Source organism: Streptococcus sp. cx1 (assembly GCF_052384325.1).
GTDB classification, from domain to species: Bacteria; Bacillota; Bacilli; order Lactobacillales; family Streptococcaceae; genus Streptococcus; species Streptococcus salivarius_G.
The window spans coordinates 95,147-114,434 of record NZ_JBQSUN010000004.1 but is presented as its reverse complement, the minus strand read 5'-3'; the positions used below and the strand labels follow the sequence as shown (position 1 = coordinate 114,434).

General features: G+C 40.4%; 16 protein-coding genes and 1 other RNA gene. 4 read left to right on the top strand and 13 right to left on the bottom strand.

The annotated features are described in order from the left end of the window. Positions 1 to 225 precede the first annotated feature (225 nt). The gene (locus tag ACT170_RS06680) at positions 226 to 768 is read left to right on the top strand and encodes a TetR/AcrR family transcriptional regulator (protein ID WP_002883702.1); all 543 of its coding nucleotides are present in this window, start codon (positions 226 to 228) and stop codon (positions 766 to 768) included. A gap of 33 nt (positions 769 to 801) precedes the next feature. Here ACT170_RS06680 and ACT170_RS06675 read toward each other — a convergent pair whose 3' ends face one another. Continuing rightward, positions 802 to 2,055, bottom strand: coding sequence for a diaminopimelate decarboxylase (locus tag ACT170_RS06675; RefSeq protein ID WP_080611179.1), 1,254 nt, complete (start codon positions 2,053 to 2,055; stop codon positions 802 to 804). 136 nt (positions 2,056 to 2,191) lie between these two features. On the opposite strand from ACT170_RS06675, the gene ACT170_RS06670 reads away from it, so the two are divergent. Further along, positions 2,192 to 3,328, top strand: a complete 1,137-nt coding sequence (locus ACT170_RS06670; protein ID WP_084869993.1) for a DUF5105 domain-containing protein — start codon at positions 2,192 to 2,194, stop codon at positions 3,326 to 3,328. Between the two features lie 36 nt (positions 3,329 to 3,364). On the opposite strand, the gene ACT170_RS06665 is transcribed toward ACT170_RS06670, so the two are convergent. From ACT170_RS06665 to ACT170_RS06655, 3 genes are all read right to left on the bottom strand, one after another. Next, positions 3,365 to 4,054, bottom strand: coding sequence for a Bax inhibitor-1/YccA family protein (locus tag ACT170_RS06665; RefSeq protein WP_014633867.1), 690 nt, complete (start codon positions 4,052 to 4,054; stop codon positions 3,365 to 3,367). 23 nt (positions 4,055 to 4,077) lie between these two features. Then, a complete protein-coding gene (locus ACT170_RS06660; RefSeq protein WP_002883682.1) occupies positions 4,078 to 4,581 on the bottom strand; it encodes an HD domain-containing protein in 504 nt (167 codons plus the stop codon). A 101-nt stretch (positions 4,582 to 4,682) separates the two neighbouring features. After that, positions 4,683 to 5,420: a TrmH family RNA methyltransferase gene (locus ACT170_RS06655; RefSeq protein ID WP_084869991.1), complete on the bottom strand. Its 738-nt coding sequence runs from the start codon at positions 5,418 to 5,420 to the stop codon at positions 4,683 to 4,685. Positions 5,421 to 5,522: 102 nt separating this feature from the next. Between ACT170_RS06655 and ACT170_RS06650 the strand changes: the two genes are divergently transcribed. Together ACT170_RS06650 and yidC are read left to right on the top strand one after the other, a co-directional pair. Beyond that, entirely contained in the window at positions 5,523 to 5,801 is a 279-nt protein-coding gene (locus ACT170_RS06650; protein ID WP_014633865.1) for an acylphosphatase, read from the top strand. Positions 5,802 to 5,887: 86 nt separating this feature from the next. Next, positions 5,888 to 6,805 carry a membrane protein insertase YidC gene (gene yidC, locus ACT170_RS06645; protein WP_002883649.1) on the top strand — a complete coding sequence of 306 codons (918 nt, stop codon included), beginning with the start codon at positions 5,888 to 5,890 and terminating at the stop codon, positions 6,803 to 6,805. Positions 6,806 to 6,972: 167 nt separating this feature from the next. On the opposite strand, the gene greA is transcribed toward yidC, so the two are convergent. The 9 genes from greA to rnpB all read right to left on the bottom strand — a co-directional run bounded on the left by greA (position 6,973) and on the right by rnpB (position 19,274). Beyond that, positions 6,973 to 7,455: a transcription elongation factor GreA gene (gene greA, locus ACT170_RS06640; RefSeq protein WP_002883697.1), complete on the bottom strand. Its 483-nt coding sequence runs from the start codon at positions 7,453 to 7,455 to the stop codon at positions 6,973 to 6,975. An 84-nt stretch (positions 7,456 to 7,539) separates the two neighbouring features. Further along, positions 7,540 to 9,516 (bottom strand): endolytic transglycosylase MltG, encoded by a 1,977-nt coding sequence (mltG, locus tag ACT170_RS06635; RefSeq protein WP_444818147.1) that lies wholly within the window; start codon positions 9,514 to 9,516, stop codon positions 7,540 to 7,542. A gap of 96 nt (positions 9,517 to 9,612) precedes the next feature. Further along, the gene (locus tag ACT170_RS06630; RefSeq protein ID WP_014633862.1) at positions 9,613 to 10,107 is read right to left on the bottom strand and encodes a GNAT family N-acetyltransferase; all 495 of its coding nucleotides are present in this window, start codon (positions 10,105 to 10,107) and stop codon (positions 9,613 to 9,615) included. A 59-nt stretch (positions 10,108 to 10,166) separates the two neighbouring features. Then, positions 10,167 to 11,495: a UDP-N-acetylmuramate--L-alanine ligase gene (gene murC, locus ACT170_RS06625; protein ID WP_022496367.1), complete on the bottom strand. Its 1,329-nt coding sequence runs from the start codon at positions 11,493 to 11,495 to the stop codon at positions 10,167 to 10,169. A gap of 26 nt (positions 11,496 to 11,521) precedes the next feature. After that, the gene (locus ACT170_RS06620) at positions 11,522 to 12,238 is read right to left on the bottom strand and encodes a hypothetical protein (RefSeq protein ID WP_014633860.1); all 717 of its coding nucleotides are present in this window, start codon (positions 12,236 to 12,238) and stop codon (positions 11,522 to 11,524) included. Between the two features lie 155 nt (positions 12,239 to 12,393). Beyond that, positions 12,394 to 15,489, bottom strand: coding sequence for an SNF2 helicase associated domain-containing protein (locus tag ACT170_RS06615; protein WP_444818146.1), 3,096 nt, complete (start codon positions 15,487 to 15,489; stop codon positions 12,394 to 12,396). 108 nt (positions 15,490 to 15,597) lie between these two features. Continuing rightward, the gene (locus ACT170_RS06610) at positions 15,598 to 17,595 is read right to left on the bottom strand and encodes a cell division site-positioning protein MapZ family protein (protein WP_444818145.1); all 1,998 of its coding nucleotides are present in this window, start codon (positions 17,593 to 17,595) and stop codon (positions 15,598 to 15,600) included. Positions 17,596 to 17,597: 2 nt separating this feature from the next. Next, positions 17,598 to 18,764, bottom strand: coding sequence for a THUMP domain-containing class I SAM-dependent RNA methyltransferase (locus ACT170_RS06605; RefSeq protein WP_014633857.1), 1,167 nt, complete (start codon positions 18,762 to 18,764; stop codon positions 17,598 to 17,600). Positions 18,765 to 18,906: 142 nt separating this feature from the next. Continuing rightward, positions 18,907 to 19,274, bottom strand: an RNA gene (gene rnpB, locus ACT170_RS06600) — RNase P RNA component class B. Positions 19,275 to 19,288 lie beyond the last annotated feature (14 nt).

The following is a 19,288-nucleotide window of genomic DNA, read 5'->3' as shown; positions in this document are numbered from 1 at the left end:
GTTGATTTACCTTATATTATAGCAAAAATGGCCCCTACTGACAAATAAGACGTTGATTCTTAAAAACGTCTAGAAAAATAGTTTTTTCGTTTAAAATACCGATAAAATGAGACTTTCAGTATTTTTCACTTACAACTGTAAAGGACTTGTAAGATTTCTAGAACAAAAATAGGTTATTATATAGGTTGTGGAATTATTATTATGTTTATATAAAGGGGTTTATTTATGCTCAAGGAAGCAACTATTTCCGAACGAAAAATTGTCAACGCATTTATTGAACTCTTAGAGGAGAGTTCACTCGAACAAATCAGCATCACAGATATCATCAAGAAGGCAAATCTCAGCAGACCGACCTTCTACTACTACTATTCAAATAAGGAAGATTTGGTTGAAACAACCTTCTCAAAGATTTTAGATAAAATCTCAAGTATTCTTCAGGAAGACATGACCTACCAAGAGGGTGTTGTCACTGAAATGCTACGATATCTTAAGGAAAATCAAAAACTCTGTCTCACCTTGATGACACACATTCCAAACATCAATGAGATGATTCGTGAATTCATTATCGAGACTATCCTTAACTCTGATATTGAAAATGTTACAGAGCTCATGGAACAAAGCTATCATATCCCTGCCAAATATTCATTGGAAGTTTATGTTAGCACCATTGTTACCATTTTAACACTATGGCTCAAAGAAGGCTGTATCGAATCCCCTGAGGAGTTAGCCGATATCATTCTTGAAGCTGTCATCATTAAAGTAAAATAAGCTAGAGCCTTTAAGGCCTAGCTTATTTTTTTGTTAAATATCAAAATCAAAACCATCAAGAGTGGCAAAGTAATCATTCATCGTCTCTGCACGACGAATCATACGAGCTGTGCCATCTTCTTGGTAGAGAATTTCTGCAGAACGAAGACGTCCGTTATAGTTGTAACCCATTGAGAAACCATGAGCACCTGTATCGTGGATAACCAAGGTATCTCCAATACGAGCTTCTGGCAATTCACGGTTCTTAGCAAACTTATCATTATTTTCACAAAGCGAGCCTGTCACATCAACTACTTGAATATCACCATCTGGATTAGTCATATTCGTGATGTGATGGTAGGCATCGTACATAGCTGGACGGAGCAAGTTAACCGCAGAAGCATCTACACCAACATAGCGACGATAAGTGTCCTTAATATGAAGAACCTTAGTAACGACAAGGCCATGAGGTGCTGTCATGAAACGCCCAAGTTCAGTGTAAATACTGATATGTCCAAGACCATTCGGAACAAGGATTTCATCAAATTTAGCATGAACCCCTTCACCGATAACGGCAATATCATTTTGTTTATTGGCTGGTGTGTAGTCCACTCCAACACCACCTGATAAGTTGATAAAGTCAAGACTAACACCAAGTTCATTCTTGATTTCTACCGCCAATTCAAACAGTTGAGCAGCCAAGGTTGGGTAATACTCATTCGTTACTGTATTTGATGCTAAGAAAGCATGCAAGCCGAATGATTTCACTCCTTTTTCTTTAAGGTAAGCATAGCCTTTGAAGAGCTGTTCCTTAGTCATCCCAAATTTTGATTCTTCAGGATGATCCATGATATCAGTACCGAGAGAGAAGACTCCCCCTGGGTTAAAGCGCAAAGAAAGGGTTTCAGGAAGTCCTGCAGCCTCTTGCAAGAAAAAGATATCTTCGTAAGCATCAAGGTTAATTGTCGCATTAATATCACGAGCGTAAACAAACTCTTCTGCACGTGTATCATTAGACGTAAAGCTAATGGCGCTACTATCAAAACCAATTTTCTTACTCATGACAAGCTCTGTATCGGTCGCACAATCGACGCCACACCCTTCTTCCTTCAAGATTTTGAGGATTGCTGGATTAGGTGTAGCTTTTACAGCAAAGAATTCTTTAAAACCTGGATTCCACGAAAAGGCTGCGTTAACTGCACGCGCTGTTTCACGAATACCTTTTTCATCGTAAAGATGGAAAGGTGTTGGAAATTCTGCAGTGATTTGTTCAAGTTTATCAGCCGTAATAAAAGGTGTTTTTGTCATTTGATTCTCCATTTTTTACAATAGTAATCCTATTATAGCATAAGAAAAGGCTTGAAACCCAATTTTCTAATAATCTCAAGGCATATTTCATGATACAATAGACCTATAACCTAAATAAAATAATGGGGGATTATTTATGAAAAAATATCTTTACTCTGGGGCTCTTGCTCTAGCAGCCATCTTAACGCTCTCAGCATGTGCCAAGCCAAAACTTGATGCCAAGCTTTCTGTTAACGATATTGTCTATATGTCAGGAAGCGACCTCAAGCTCAAGGATGACCAAACCCTAGTCGAAGTTTCATTCAAACTCGAGAATACTTCGGAAGATATGGAAAATGAGCTCAAAACATCTGCTAAACAATTCTACCTCAAAGATAAAGATGGTAAGAAAGTCACAGCAAGCAAGCTCGACAAGGGCGACCTACCTACTCTCTTCAATAAAAATAAGAACGTAGAGGACGCTACAGATGACTTTGGAAAGCTTGAAGCTGACGACTACAAGACTGTCTCACTCTTTTTCGAAGTTAACAACGACGAAAGCTATAAACTCTATTTTGAATCAAAAGATGAAAAAACAGAGGGACAAACAGTTTCTACTAGCCTAAAAGATTTCGATGGTAAAACAACTACCAATGTTAAAAAGGCTATTGACGCTTATTTCAATGCAGTTCTTCTAGGTGGTGAAAGCAAAGACTACAGTAAATTTGTTTCTAATGACTTGGATAAAGCCAAGGGTGAACTTAACCAATATTTCTCAGATAGCCTTCAATACAGCTATAATGAAACTGATCATATCAAACCAACTGGTGATGAAATTCCAAAAGTTTTTGGTTGGGTCCAAACTGCTAACCGTGAACGCGGTAGCTACACTGTTGATAACATTATCGTCGCTAAAGATAAAGCAGAGTTTAACGTCAGCATGTCAACTATCAGTATGAAAGCTGCAGACGATGCCTACGGTGCTAATCACCCAAATCTCACAGATGACCTTAAAAACTACCTACAAAGCAATGGTGCCAACGCTGGAAATGTCGACCAACTAACAAGACAATACTACATGGAAACTTACCTACCAAATTCAATCAAAGAAGTAAGCCCATCAGCACCAAAGACAGAAGGAACTAATATCTTTGATAATTACTCAGTCGAGCTTACTAAAAAAGACGACAAGTGGGCCTTCCCAGATAAAGATAGCTATGTCGGAAAATGGGAGTACTATCCTCTCTTCTACGCTTACACAGGTCAGCAAGGGACAATTACAAAAAACTATTAGACATTAAAAAAATCAGCCAGATGGCTGATTTTTTTACTAATTACGTCTAGCAAAGAGTCGCAAGATATTCAAGAATAAGTTAATGAAATCCAAGTAAAGACTAAGTGCCATAGAAACTGCCCATCCATCTGTGACTTGACCATTGGCACCGTAGTAAACCTTTTTAATCAACTGGTTATCGTAGGCAATTAAACCAGAGAAAATGAGAATTGATACAATACTAATCACAAAACTCATCATGCTACTTGCAAAGAAAATATTAATCAAGCTAGCCACAATAATCCCAATCAAGGCTGCCATAAGGAACTTAGCCATGCCTGATAGATCTCGCTTAATGCTAACTCCGATAAGGGCCATGATAAAGAAAACAATGGCAGTGCTAAGGAAAGCTTGAAAAACTATAGCTTGCGTGTATTGAACGATGATAAAACTAAGTGTAAATCCATTCAAAGCGGAATAAACCAAAAATAAAGGTAGGGCTGCAGGTGTATTTCTTCGTGCAGCACCGCTAGCCAAAAAGACCAAACCAAACTCTAAAAAGAGGGCTGCCATGTAAACCCAAGAATAATTCATGAGAATATTGACAAAAACATGAGAGAGAGGGAAGAGCATCAGATAAGAAATGACTGCTGAAAGTCCCACTCCCATACCAACAAGGCCATAAATCTTTCCGAAAAAGCGGCTTAAGCCCGCATCACTAGTCGTATAAATTGCATTTGATTCCATAGTTATCTCCTAAAAATAATGAATTATTGGTGGTGGCTTTGTAGGGTCTTACGACGGAAAAACTTACGATTTTTGATTCGGTTTCGTAAGGGTGTCGCCGCTTCTTTAACCGCCCAATACTTATCCACCATAGTAACAATATAAGATTCCTTATACTTCGGCGGTGCAATCGTTGCTCCCCACATATGCTTGAGGATAATATCCTCTTCTTTTTTGTTTAGATTAACAAGCTTTCTGGCATTACGAACAGCAATACGTGGGTGTACCCAAGCATGACTTTTATTAAATTTAGTCACTCGCCAATCATAATAGAAAAAATCATGTAAGAGACCGCCTCGAGCAGTACTCTTGGCATCCCAGCCAAATTTTTTAGCAATCTTATAGCTGGTGTAACTAACATTAACCGAGTGTTCTAAACGTGTCGAATGATGGTGCTGTACAATCCCATCCAATTTTTGAAAACGTGGGTGTGAAATCAAATGTCCCACAACTTCCATGAATTCTTTATCATCTTCTGGTCGTTTCATAATAATACCTCATTAATGTTTCTAATGCTTCTTAATTATACCACTAGTCCTTAAAATTACTTTAAAAGTCAGTTGTTTTCTCCTAAAATCATCCTTGAGACCTAGAGACTAAACATGAGAATTCCTGCTGCAACAGCAACATTCAGACTCTCCGCCTGACCTGGCATGCTAATATGTACGAGTTGGTCAGCAGACTTAGCCATATCCTGACTAATTCCTTGCCCCTCATTTCCCATCACTAAAGCGAAATTGCCATCTGTCTTAACTGCTTTATAGTCAACAGAGACATCGGAAAGTGTCGTTGCCAAGACGGGTACCCCTTGCTTTTTGCAAGCCTCAACCATGTCAAGAATAGGTCCACGATAGATTGGAAGATGGAAATGACTTCCCTGCATAGAACGCAAGGTCTTCTGATTATAAATATCAGCTGATCTGTCTGACAAAAAGACTCCATCATAACCTGCGGCATCTGCTGTGCGAATCATTGTTCCTACATTGCCAGGATCCTGAACATCCTCCAAGAGAAGGTACTTCCCTGAGAGAGGTTCTGGCAAGGCTTGAGATTGTTTAGCAACTTCTGCCACAATCCCTTGGGGGGTCTGAGTTTCACAGAGCTCCTTGAGCACCTCCGGACTAACCAACTTAACCTTAGCCATATTAGCCACACGATCAGCCATTTCCTCAAGCACGAAAACTTGAAGAATATCGGCACCACTTGCCTTTGCTTCCTCAAAAAGATGCCATCCTTCTAAAAGATAACTAGTTTTACGGTGCTTGCGCTGCAATAATTTTCTAGCAGACTTAATGCTAGCATTTTGCTTTGATTGAATGATTTCCATACACTCATTATAGCAGAAATTCCTTGATAAATCTTGGACTTGACCGACTTTATAGCAAGGATTATACTAAAGGAAAGAGCTTTCAAAAGGAGGTCATGGACCATGCAAAAAGTACGATTATTAGTCTCAGGTAGAGTCCAAGGTGTTGGTTTTCGTTATTCAACCTATGCTCTAGCACTAGATATTGGAGAAATATACGGTCGGGTTTGGAATAATGACGACGGAACTGTTGAAATCCTAGCTCAGTCAGATAATCCTGCTAAGTTAGCTAAATTTATTCAAGAAGTTCGAAAAGGACCTTCAAAATGGTCTAAAGTAACCTATGTCGATGTGACCATGGCAAACTTCTCAAATTACAGCGATTTTCGGATGGCTAATTAAGAGGAAGCCACCGTTTTTAGCTTGTTCTCTTTCTTAAAAAAAGGTAAAATAGACAAGTATAACTAAAAAACAAAAGGAATGATATTGTGAATAAAAATCAAAAACGTCTAGCCCTGATGGGGCTTGCTGCCAGCATGCTTTTCTTCCTATCAGGATGTGTGAGCCTTGATAAGTCTGGTAATCCTACTGGTTGGGTCTGGAACCTCCTTGGTCGCCCTATGAGCCACGTCATCACCTACTTCGCAGATAATCTTGGTCTCGGCTTTGGTCTTGGTATTATCTTTGTTACCATCATTGTTCGTTTGATTATCTTACCACTTGGTCTTCACCAATCTCGTAGCGCAGCCTACCAATCAGCAAAACGTGAGTACCTTGCGCCTATCTTGGAACCAATCAACGAACGTTTGCGTAACGCTGAAACTCAAGAAGAAAAAATGGCTGCCCAGTCTGAACTCATGCAAGCTCAGCGTGAAAACGGTCTAAGCTTGATGGGTGGTGTCGGCTGTCTTCCTCTATTGATTCAGTTCCCATTCTTCTCAGCACTCTACTACGCAGCACGTTACACTCCTGGTGTACTCCAAGATAACTTCCTCTGGTTTAACCTTGGTCACCGTGACTTCCCATTGATTATCATCATCGCAGCTCTTTACTACTTCCAATCTTGGTTGTCTATTCAACAAGTTCCTGAAGAGCAACGTAAACAAATGGCAGCGACGATGTACAGTATGCCAATCATGATGATTTTCTTTGGTATTAGCTCACCTGCAGCCGTAATCCTCTACTGGTTCGTTGGTGGTATCTTCTCTATTATCCAACAGTTGATTACCAACTACATCATCAAACCTCGCTTGAAAGAAAAAGTTGCTGAAGAGTTCAAAAAGAACCCTCCAAAAGCACCTCGTACAACACCAATCAAGCGTAAAGATGTGACACCAAAAAATACTCAAGCAATTGCAAGTAAACCAAAGAAAAACCGTAATGCCGGTAAGCAAAATCGTAAATAAGCTACAAAGCACTCTTGGCAAATACCAAGAGTGCTTTTCTTATAGACTAATTCAGACTAGCCTAACTCCTAATAACGCCGGCAACCAAAAAGGGAGTGCGACAGAACAACTGTTTTGTCTCACCCCCACTAGTTTCAAATATTGGACACCTTAATGTCAACAGTCACTTAGGCTGTTTTTTCTACACTAAGGATTTCTACAGAGTAGCTACCTGCTGGTGATTCGATAGCGACTTTGTCGCCAACTTTCTTACCAATCAAAGCTTGAGCAATTGGGCTTTCATTTGAAATCTTACCTGAGAAGATGTCAGCACCGGCTGCCCCAACGATATGATAAGTATCTTTGTCGTTTGTACCAACTTCTTGAACAACAACAGTTTTACCAATTGCAACCTCGTCATTAGCAACAGCATCACTATCAACGATTTCTGCATAACGAATTTTTGTTTCAAGAATCTGAATTTGTCCTTCAACAAAGGCTTGCTCGTCTTTGGCTGCTTCATACTCAGAGTTTTCTGAAAGGTCACCATAAGAACGTGCAATCTTAATACGTTCTACAACTTCTGGACGACGGACGAGTTTGTACTCCTCCAATTCCGCTTCAAGTTGTTCTTTCTCTGCTTGTGTCATTACATATGTTTTTTCTGCCATTTTTTTCTCTTTTCTATTTTTTGAGCCGTTGGCTGCATCATCAAAATCACTATTCGTTTGCTTGGTTTTAATGAGCCAATCAGACTATTTATCTTTTAGTTTGCTGTTAATGTAAGTTTCAACGTTATGCTGATGCTCTTCATAGCTTTCAGCAAAATAGACATTACCAGTGGTTACATCTGCCACAAAGTACATGTACTTGGTAGATGATGGATTGATAACCGCTTCAATCGCAGACAGACTAGGACTATCCACAGGACCTGGCATCAACCCCTTATGAACATAATCATTATAAGGGGAGTCAATGTTTGTGTCAATAGTTGCATCTTCTTTCAAGGTCGTTTCCTGACCAAGTTTTCCAAGAGCATAAAGAACTGCGATATTACTTTGTAGAGCCATGTCTGAGTTTAGACGATTATAGAAGACGCTCGCAATGTTTTTACGGTCGTCATCTGTAGCCCCTTCTTTTTCAACAAGAGAAGCTAGGGTCAAAATCTCATTAACATTATGTCCACTAGATGAAATCGTTGCATAGTAAGGTGATAGGTAGGTATCCATCGTTGACAACATTTCCTCTGCCAAAGACTCCACCGTCGTATCATCATGAATGTTATAAGTCGCTGGGAACAGATAACCCTCTAGGACATACTTAGCATCCGTAGAATTTGGAAGGTTTGCCAACAAGGTTGGGTACTTCGCTTTCATCTTTGTAATGAAAGCATCATCCTTCATCAATTTCAAGAAATCTTTCGCCTTAAGTCCAGTTGATGATTTTTTGCCTTTTTTAGCTGACGAATTAACTTCAACTGCCTTGGCAATTTGATCGATGGTATATCCTTCTTTGACTAAGACCGTACCAAGAGATGGCTCCTGAGGTTTATCACTACCTTTTTTCTGAAGTGCCTCAATAATTTCATCCATGGTCATGCTAGCCTGAAGGTTGTAATAACCACTTTTCAGATTTGAGATGTTCTTAAACTTGGTATAGTAATTAAAGACCTTACCAGACTTAATAACACCAGCTGATTCCAAGAGTTGGCCGATATAACTGCTACCTGAATTTTCAGGAATTTCAACACTAACAAACTTAGTTGAATTAACATCTTTTGCGCCAACAGCATCACTAACATAGCGATAACCAAAGAATGTAGCTACTGACAAGATAAGTAGCAAGAAGATGATAATGTTTCTTGCAATTTTACCAGCACGATGGTTATTTTTATTGCGTTTGTGATTTCGGTTAGAACGTGAAATCGGCTCTTCGTCGACAATGTCAGCCTGTTTACCATCTTTTGGCGAAGACTTTTTCTTCTTCACTTTCTTACCTTTCTTTTTCTTAGGCTTTCCAGAGGGTTCTAGAGAAATACTCTCATCATCCTCATTACCATCAGCTACTAGCTCTGATTGAACCTTTTCTTGCGACGCTTGGTCACTTGTTGCATGATGTTCCTGCAAGAATGCTTCTTTTTGACGTTCTGAGGTCAATTTGGCCTCCAATTCTTTAGGGTCTGTATAAATAGCTTCGTTAGACTTAGCTTCAATGAGCTCCTTGGCAACATCTGCAGGAATATACTCCTCTTCAGATGCTTCGTTAAGGCTAGTTTCCCAAACTGGACGTTTAAAACGACGTTTCGACGTTTCAGTCTCCTGAGGAATATTTACCTTTTTCTCCTCCTCAATTGGCTCTTTAGGAATAGACGCTAGGTTTGAATGAGCATCAGATACTAAAGACTCCGCTTGAGAATCTGAAAACAAGCTAAGACTATCTTGTTGAGAATCTCGGGCTGTCTCAGAAGTCATAGATTTAGCAAAGGCACTGTGAGAAACAGAATGTGAACTAAAATCTTGGTTACTTACTTTATTAGACACTGAATCACTACGAGTTGTAGCGCTCTCAGCTGACGTTGAAAGTGGTGTCTCGGGCATAGTTGCACTTTTATTATGCTCCTCCTCACGAAGAGAACGGAGCCGTGTCGCTTCTTGTAAGTCTCGGAGAATCTGATCTTTGAAGCTTAGGTTATCTTCAGAAGCTTCCGAGTGTTCATTAAACTTGTCCGTCAAGGCATACCTCCTCTATAGTAACAAACGCCATTATATCTTAAAAAGTCAGTTAATGCAAATCAATTGGTCCTTTGTCACAGTAACGTAACACTGAAATCAATGGGTTTCTGGGTTCTCCCAGACCATATTATACCAAGAGCTTCCACCATGATTTGATTCCGATTCTCCCTCATCAGTGAAACCATTCATCTCATAGTAAGCAATCAAGTAATCATGACAAGTCAAACTAATACCTTGGCGTTTTTGAGCAATAGCCAGATCTTTAAGCGCTGCAATCAAGGCTGTTCCAATACCTTGCCCTTTAAAGTCTTTGGAGATAGACAAACTAGTCACTGCAATAAAACCTCCTTGACTAGCATTAGGAGCCACTTTATGGAACAGGTCATCTGTGAGATAACGTTCCGCAATCACAGGTCCTTCGATGTAACCAGCTACAACGCCATCAATTTCAGCAATTAGAAAGGTATCACAAATCGTCTCTAAACGCTCTGCAATAGCCTCTGGAGTTGCAGCCTCTTCAGGCGAAAAATTTTCTTGTTCGATACGAACAACATCAGCCCAATCATCCTCTCGGGCATGTCGAATAAGCATATCAAATTCCTTTCTATTAAGAGAAAGAGCTGAGCGAAATCGCTACAGCCCTTAATATATTACATGTGTGTTTGCAAGCTTGCTAGGAGCTCTTCGAACGAGCGTTCGTAAAGTTGGATGTCCCCAGCTCCCATAAAGACATAAACAGCATTGTCATGGTCAAGGAGAGGTGAGACATTTTCAACTGTAACCACTTTGGCAGGTTTATTGATCTTAGCAGCAAGATCTTCAACCTTAACATCACCATGGTCAACCTCACGCGCTGAACCGTAAATTTGCGCCAAATAAACAGCATCTGCTTCACTCAAAGCTTCAGCAAATTCATCAAGAAGGGCGATGGTACGTGTGAAGGTATGTGGTTGGAAAATAGCAACAATCTCTTTAGATGGGTACTTTTGACGTGCTGCATCAAGCGTTGCAATAATTTCAGTTGGATGGTGGGCAAAGTCATCGATGACAACAGTACCACTGATAATTTTCTCTGTGAAACGGCGTTTAACACCTGAGAAAGTTTTAAGGTGTTCCGCAACCAAGTCCATGTCAAAACCAGCTACATAGAGGTTCCCAATAACCGCAGTTGCATTCAAGATATTGTGACGACCATAGGCTGGCACATGGAATTCTCCAAGGATTTGTCCATCATGTTTCACCTTGAAATTAGACCCTGTCGTTGTACGCACAATGTCTGTTGCTATAAAGTCATCATTTTCTTCGAAACCATAGTAATAGATTGGCGCATTGGCTGTAATCTTACGAAGGTGTGGATCCTCACCGTAAACAAAGAGTCCTTTTTGCACTTGCTTAGCATAATCATCAAAGGCAGAGAACACATCATCGATACTTGTAAAGTAATCAGGATGGTCAAAGTCAATGTTAGTGATGATTGAGTATGCTGGGTGGTATGGCATGAAATGACGTTCATATTCATCAGACTCAAAGACAAAGTATTGCGCATTAGCAGAACCTCGTCCAGTTCCGTCACCAATAAGATATGACGTGTCTGTGATATTTTTCATAACATGTGACAAGAGACCTGTTGTAGAAGTCTTACCATGTGCACCTGCCACACCAAAGCTAGTGAATTGATCCATGAAGTGACCCAAGAACTCGTGGTAACGCTTAAAGCTGTAGCCATTTTTAATCGCATAAGCAACTTCAACGTTATTATCTTCACGAAAGGCATTTCCAGCAATCAATTCAACATCTTCTGTGATGTTTTTTTCATCGAAAGGAAGAATAGGGATACCTGCTTGCTCAAGACCACGTTGAGTGAAGTAATATTTTTCCACATCTGAACCTTGAACCTTGTGTCCCATTTGGTGGAGCATCAAAGCCAAAGCTGACATACCAGATCCTTTAATTCCAATAAAATGATAAGTTTTTGACATAGTTTCTCCTTACAATCGCACTGCGATTAGTTTGCGTCTTCTAAATGCGTCAAATTTAATTCTTGAGCAACTCGGTGTTCACGGTAAGTTTGACGTTCTGGGTAATTATAAACCTGGCTACGTTTCAAGAAGTCATAGCTATTTTTCTTGACGTTCTTACGAGATGGGTTACTAGGCTGTTGATAGGTTGGAGCCACTTCTGCCAAGATGTAAGAATCTTGTTGCAGACGATTTGCCAAGTGATGGATCTTTGAGTGCTTCCCATTAGGTGCTAAAGTTCGCTTGATAGCACTTACAGGAGCTCCCAAGATAGAGGCTGTCACTGGTCCTTTATCCGTTGTTACAGCAGCTGGCTCAACAGTGGCCTCAAAGCTTGGTTTAGCTTCTACCTTAGGCTTAGCAGTCAGTTGACGGCTATTAGTATGTTTGGTTTGTTGAACTTCTTGGCGGAGGAATTTTTGGCGTTTCTCACGTACATCACGCTTAGCCTTTTCGCGGGCTTCCTCAGCATAAGTCATGCCAGCTTCTTGTGTCTCCACTCGTTTTGGAGCCTGCTTACGATTGCTAGGCTTAGCTGACAAGAAATCATAGTTCGGCAACAAATCATTGTAGTCCTTATCTTGGTAAGGGCCACGGATATTTGTGATTAAATCTTCATTTTCGTATAGGCGCATAGAGACCGGTTCTTGCAAGCAAGGTTCCCCGTCTGGAATCAGCGGAAATTGTCGTCTTTGGCGATGCATAAAAGACTTCCTTTCATTTTCGAGATGATGCGTATCTTAATATAAATAATCGGGAATGGGGAGATACGTCTTGCAATATCCTATTATAGCCTAATTCAAAAGATTTGCCTAGTAGCATTTTTATATTTTAGTATTCCAATATTAAATATAACAAATTAAGATATTGCAATACCAAGAATTTCTTTAATATCCTCTACTGTCATGCTGGCACGGCTTTCATTGCCATCCAAGACGGTTGTTACCAGGTTTTTCTTGCCTTCTTGAAGCTCAAGAATTTTCTCTTCAATAGTCCCTCTTGTAATCAAACGGTAAACTTCGACATTTTGTTCCTGACCTATACGGTGAGCACGACTAATAGCCTGCATTTCTACCGCTGGATTCCACCAAAGGTCAATCAGAATTACCGTATCAGCACCAGTTAGATTCAGTCCCACTCCTCCTGCTTTCAGAGAAATCAAAAAGGCATCTCGACTTCCTTGATTGAAGGCTCTGGTCATCTCTTGACGACTATCAGATGGCGTTGACCCTGTTAGCTTATATGAGGAAATCCCTAATTCTTGTAAGAGCCCCTCTGTAATATCTAACATTCCACGAAATTGTGAGAAGATAAGGACACGATGGTCTGATTCCTTAATTTGGCTAAGCAACTCTCTAAGGCTATCTAATTTTCCGCTATCTCCCGCATAGTCCATAAAGAGAGCTGGGGTATCACAGATTTGTCGTAAGCGGGTAATTCCTGACAAGATTTCCACCTTACGACGGTTGATTTCCTGATCACTTGCTGAAATTAATCCTTGTTGCATCTGTTGTAATTGTGCTAAATAGATAGCCTTTTGAGCATCTGACAATTCACTTTGGTGAGTGATTTCAATCAAATCTGGGAGATCAGGAAGGACCTCTTCTTTTTTACGTCTTAGAATAAAGGGAGAAATATACCTAGCCACTTCCTTAGGTGTTAACTTAAGGAAAGTTTTTTTAGCTGGTAAAAGTCCTGGTAGAATAATCTGGAAAATAGACCAAATCTCCAACAAATGATTTTCAATAGGCGTTCCAGATAGTGCTAAGCAATGTGGAACAGAAAAATCACGTAGATATTGGGCAATCTTTGTCTGTGTATTCTTCATGACCTGAGCCTCATCGAGAATGAGATAGTCATATTTACCAGCCTTGTAGGCATCAAAATCCTGACGGAAGGAAGCGTAGCTTGTAATAATAATCTGGTGGTCTTCAGCAATGATGTCATCACGTTTTGGCTTGAGTCCATAAGAAACCGCTACATCTAACTGAGGGGCAAACTTTTTAAACTCATCCTGCCAATTGTAAATCAGACTTGATGGTGACAAAACCAAAACTCGTTGTCCTTCTTCTAAATGTGCAGAGAGGTAGGCAATAGTTTGCAAGGTTTTCCCCAACCCCATATCGTCGGCCAAGATACCGCCAAAACCATAGTGATGCAACATCGATAGCCACTGAACACCTTTTTCCTGGTAGGGACGAAGGCCAGCTTCTACCTTATAGGTTGGCAAATCAAAGGTCTCTGGCTTACTCAAATGTTGCGTTAAGAGTTGGAAATCTTTTGAAAAACGAACAGAATCACTTTCTGAAAGAGCATCCATCAATTGATAGGCAGTTAATTGATTGAGTTCTAGGTGACCTTTTCCTGAGTAACGAGCTCTCAGAGTTTTGAGACTCTCACTAATACGATGCGTCGCTTCGTCAAAAACAATCAACTGACCACTACGATTGATAAAATAGGGCGAGCTTTCCATCAAGGCTGCTAAAGCATGATCCACATCTTCGTCGTCAAGACTTGAAAAATCAAAGGAAATATCTAATAAATTTCCCTGACGCTCTACCTGAACCTGTGGACTCTGCTCAACCCGTAAGTCACGTAACTCCTGTCCAATCAGAACCGTTCCTGCATTTTCAAAATCTGGTAGAGTATTTGTAAAGAAATCATAGAGCTCTTGACTGCTACCTAATCGTTTAGATGACTGAAAATCAGGGGTGAATCCATGCTTAGACATCAAACGAAAAACAGCCTGCTCATGACGATAGTTACTGGTAAATCCTAAATGACTCAACTCTTGGCGATCATGTACCAAGAAACCATCAAAATCAAAGGCTAATGTAAGAATAATCTCACTGTCACCTTTCAGATCAAAGCGAAATCTCGGTGTGAAATCCTTGATATTAAAAGCTTTTGGTGCCTTAACTGGCCCCATAGTCCTAAAATCAAAAAGACTAGCAGCCAAGATGACTTGTTCATCGAGATTAAAGCTGACGTGCTTATTCAAATCGCTTCCGATTGGAAGAGAGCGTAAGCCAACCAAAAGTTTTTGTTGTTTTCGATTCAGACGATAAAAAACACCTTGATAAAAGAGAATACGATTATTAAAAAAGGCCTGACTATTCTTCTCAGCGACAGTCAATTCAATCATCTTGGGCTCGACACAAATATCAAACGAGAAGAGCTGAGCATCAGCAGTCAAATCCTCGACCAAAAGTTGGCGATATTCGGTTCCTTCCCATTCAAACCTAAAGCCATCCAAATCTTGCATCCGTCTCAAACCTTCCTCAAAAAAACCGTAAGGGAGACAAAGGTGTCGTGCATTATTCGGTAAAATAAAGTCTAAATTAGTCTTGGCTTCATCTGGAATCATCCGTCCTAGGAAGTTTAAAAATGCCTGTGAAGCCTGGTCAAATTGAATAAGCGATAGGGGTTCATAGTAGTTCTTACCTATCTGATAATAACCCTCAGCCTCTACAAGTTTGAGAAAGGCAGGAATATCTCGAATAACATAAGAACGTTCATCTGGTAAGCGACGTAAACGTATACTCCACCAAATCTCTGAACCAAAAGTAGATTCCTCTCCCTCTACCGTCAAGCTATATCTAACGGTATCATCTTCATTCAGGGAAAGGCCTTCTAAAAATAAACCACCAAAAGAGTGACCTCGCTCTTGGCCTTGAGAGGACTCTTGTTCCTCTTCCAGTTCTGCCAAGAGGCGCTGGCCTTCTTTATCATTTTTTAGATAATACTCAACCGCTGCCAAATGGGGACAATAGCCTTTTTGAGCGAAATAATCACAGTCACACGTGATTTCAGAATCATTGAGTGCATAAATTAAATGATGTTGGTCAACTGTTGTATCCAACTGAGTTTCTGAGACCTGATGAATGGTAATGAGATCCTTTTCAAAAAGTTCAATACCCTCATTACGGACTCTACCCGGCATCAATTTTGCCATAGTATTCACCCCTATCTTATCCCTCTATTATAGCACAAAATCCTTATAAACTAGGCCTTCACCAAGATAAAACAAAAAACACTCCCTAGGGAGTGTCGCAGATTATTATTAATAATCAAGTTTATCTGAGTGACCTGAACCATTACCAACATAGTAACCTGTCTTACAGTTGATACTGAAGAGGTAAGTTCCATCTGGAAGGTACAAGTTGTAGTAACCATTACCATTGATAATGTTAACTGGCTCAAGGATGAAGTTATCTCCTGAGAAGTAACCACGTGAGTGTGATGTTTCGATAATCTTATCAAGAACACCGTCAGCCCAAGTCCAAGCTGGGTTACTTGTATCTGCTACTACATTTGCATTATAAGGCACACGTGAGCGGTCACGTTGAAGGATTGATGGGTTATAATTTGTGATTCCGCGTGTTACAACTGTTGAAGCTGCAGCTGAGCCACCAGTAGTTCCTCCAGTCGCACCAGCTGAACCTGTTGAACCTGCTGAGTTAGCTGCTCCATTTTGCGCTCCAGATGTATTTGACGCAGCCGCACCACCACCAGTAGAAGCTGCTCCAGACGTGTTATCACCTGAAGGTGCAGCAGGACTAGCAGTATTGGCGCTATCAGCAGCTGTCGCTGCAGATGTTGCGCTCGCAGCCTTAGCTTTTTCTTCAAGCTGAGTCTTACCACCCTTAATAGCTTCTTGGATAGTGCTATCAAGACTCGCATTCCCAGTTGTTGTTACGCTTTCTGGAAGATTATTAAAGTTAGCATCTGATTTAACAGCGATAGAGGCATTATAGCTACCATCTACAAGAGCATCTGACTCAAACTGACTGTTAATCTTTTGTACAGCTTCAATTTGTTTCTTCAAGTTATCATATTTTTTCTTAGCTGCATCATAATACTTGGTTTTCTCCAATTTCTTGAGCAGTTTTTCCAAATCTGATAGCTTACCAAATTGATCATTAGCGAGTTTTGTTTGCTCGTCATCTGTGAAGAAATTCTTATACATTTCTTCGAAGGCCTTATTATCAGCAGCTGCCGTGTCCTTGCTTGATGATGACGTCACTGCTGAAGAAGCTGTGCTTGTTGGTTTTGCTGATTGGCTATGTGTTCCTTTATAAAGAGCATAGCTACCACCAATAATAGCTAAAGCAAGAACTGCTAGAGCACCGATAACAACACCTTTACGACGGTAAACTGGAATGTCACCATCAAAGGCACTCTTATGCGATGGTGAAATAGACTCTGAAGAGATTCTGTCTTCTGCAGATGGGCGATTAACTGCCATAGACACTTTTGGTGTTGTCTTTTCTTCGTCAGCTTTTGCTCCAGTTACCCCTGCCACTGTTGAGGCAATAGCCGCCAAATCGATAGTGTCTGAGATAGCAACATCATCCAACAATGGTTTTGAAGCTTGCGGCTCAGTATCGTCAATATTGGCAACAACAGGATTTTGTGGTTCTGGATCATCAATGTTAGCAATCAAAGGATTGTTATCATCAATATTATCTACCAATGCATCGTTATAGGCTGGCTGATTAGTTGAAGTAGCTGAATCATCAAGTGCATCACCAAGGTCAAATTTTTCTGTTTCTGACGTGATGAAACGATCGGCATTCGTTGACGTAATGATAACTTCAGAACTTTGACTTTCTGGTTCTGCAATAACCTCAGGTTCAACAGGAGCATTCGGCAACTGCTTGTCAATATGAGATTGAGTTTCATCAGCCTTGTTATCTGTAGCACCAAAACCAAATGTGACTGGTGTTACTTCTTCAGTAGCTGCTGTTGAGTTGATTGACTCATTAGCCATTGATTGACCAATCAATCCTGAATCCGCAAACTCCTGACGTTGCTTTTGAATAAAAGCATCCAAAGGTGATGTGTCGCCATCAGCTTCAATTTTCTTTGAAAATTTTTGTGAGGCAACTTCTTCGCGGTGTTGCTTGATATACTTATCCAAAATGCTATCTGTTTCTGTTACACCAGCATTAATCTCAGCTTCTTTGCGGACAGCCTCACCGACTGTCATTTCCTTGGCATCTTGGAAATCTAGCTCTTGGCTACCTTCATAGCCATTTTGTGTTTTATCTTCTGACACGTTTAATTTACCTTTCTAGCCTCAGAACGGCGAACACGCTCACCAAAATATTGATACAAATCAACACGGAGTGTCCCGTTATAAAGCTTACGTTTTTTATCGGCTTTCATACCGTATTTGCTTTCAAATTGTTCATCGCTGGTCAAGATAAACTTGCTCCAAGTTTTAAGTGGCGCAAAAGTTTGACCCATTTCATTATACAAGATATCCACAGCCTTGTCATCCAACAAACGCTCACCATAAGGAGGGTTTGAAATAATGACACCATTGATTTTATCTGTTTTCAGGTCCTGTAAACGCATTTGTTTCAATTTAATAACATCTTCAAGACCTGCCTCACGAGCATTGGCTTTTGCAATCTCAACCATACGGCCATCAATATCACAACCCATAATGTCTAATTCAACATCATAGTTTGCCTTGCTATCTGCTTCATCACGTACCGACTGTACTAAATCTTTATCCACCCAATTCCATGCTTCAAAGGCAAAATCACGATTAAATCCTGGCGCAATGTTCATACCAATCATTGCAGCCTCAATACAGAAGGTCCCTGAACCACAAGTCGGGTCAATCAAAGGTTTGTCAGGATACCAGTTACTAAGTTCAAGGATAGCAGCTGCCATATTTTCCTTAATAGGTGCCCCACCTTTATCAGTACGATAGCCACGCTTAAAGAGACTAGCACCTGTGGTATCAATCAAAACTGTAGCCTTATCCTTTAAAATAGAAACTTCAATCTTAAATTCTGCTCCTGTTTCTTGAAGAGGCACTCCTTCTGGACGGTGGAAATACTTCTGCAATTTCTTAACGACAGCTTTTTTGGAAATCGCCTGAACAGAAGGCTCATTATGAAGCTTTGATTTCACACATTTAGCTTTAGAAATTGGGAACTTTGCACCTAGCGGAAGATAATTTTCCCAGTCTAAAGCAAAAACTCCCTGAAAGAGTTCCTCAAAGGTACGTGCTGGAAATTCGCCCACCACAATCTTAATGCGATCTGCTGCCCTCAACCAAAGATTGGTTTCAGCAATTGCACGAACACCACCTTGGAAACGCACCTTACCATTTTCAACCTGCGTGTCATAACCTAACTCACGCAATTCACGTCCAACCACAGCCTCAAGACCTGCTGCTGCAGTTGCTACTAATGTAAATGTTTCTTTCATTGTCATCCTTTTATCTCATTGTTACGCGTACAAACTTTCTTAACCGATAGCTTATTACCCACTCTTTTCTTTAAATATAAAAGAGAGAATTCTTGCTAAAAGAAGGCTGAGACATGTGTCCCAGCCTCACCTATATGCAATTTTCTATAAGCCATGTTTTGTTCCAGAAGTGACTAGGTACCACTTCCTTCGATAATCATCTGTCTACTGCAAAGCAGTCAGGATGGTCCGTTCGTTTCCAGCCATCCCATGCCCCTACCAAAGTTTGGGTTGCTAGCTTGAGGGGTTTACCGCGTTCCACTTTTTAGGTTTCCCTAAAAACTCCGTCACTGTGGCACTTTCAGAGCTACTAAAACCTATCCTAAGACTTAGCCAGTTCACTCGCCGTAACTTGAAAATCAAGTCCCTAGGCTTATTAATTCACCTAGCACAAACACTACTGGCATCACAGCCAGTGCTAGCATGGACTTTCCTCATGGAAGACTAGCAACCATGCGATTATCCAAAAATTGCACAAACCAGTT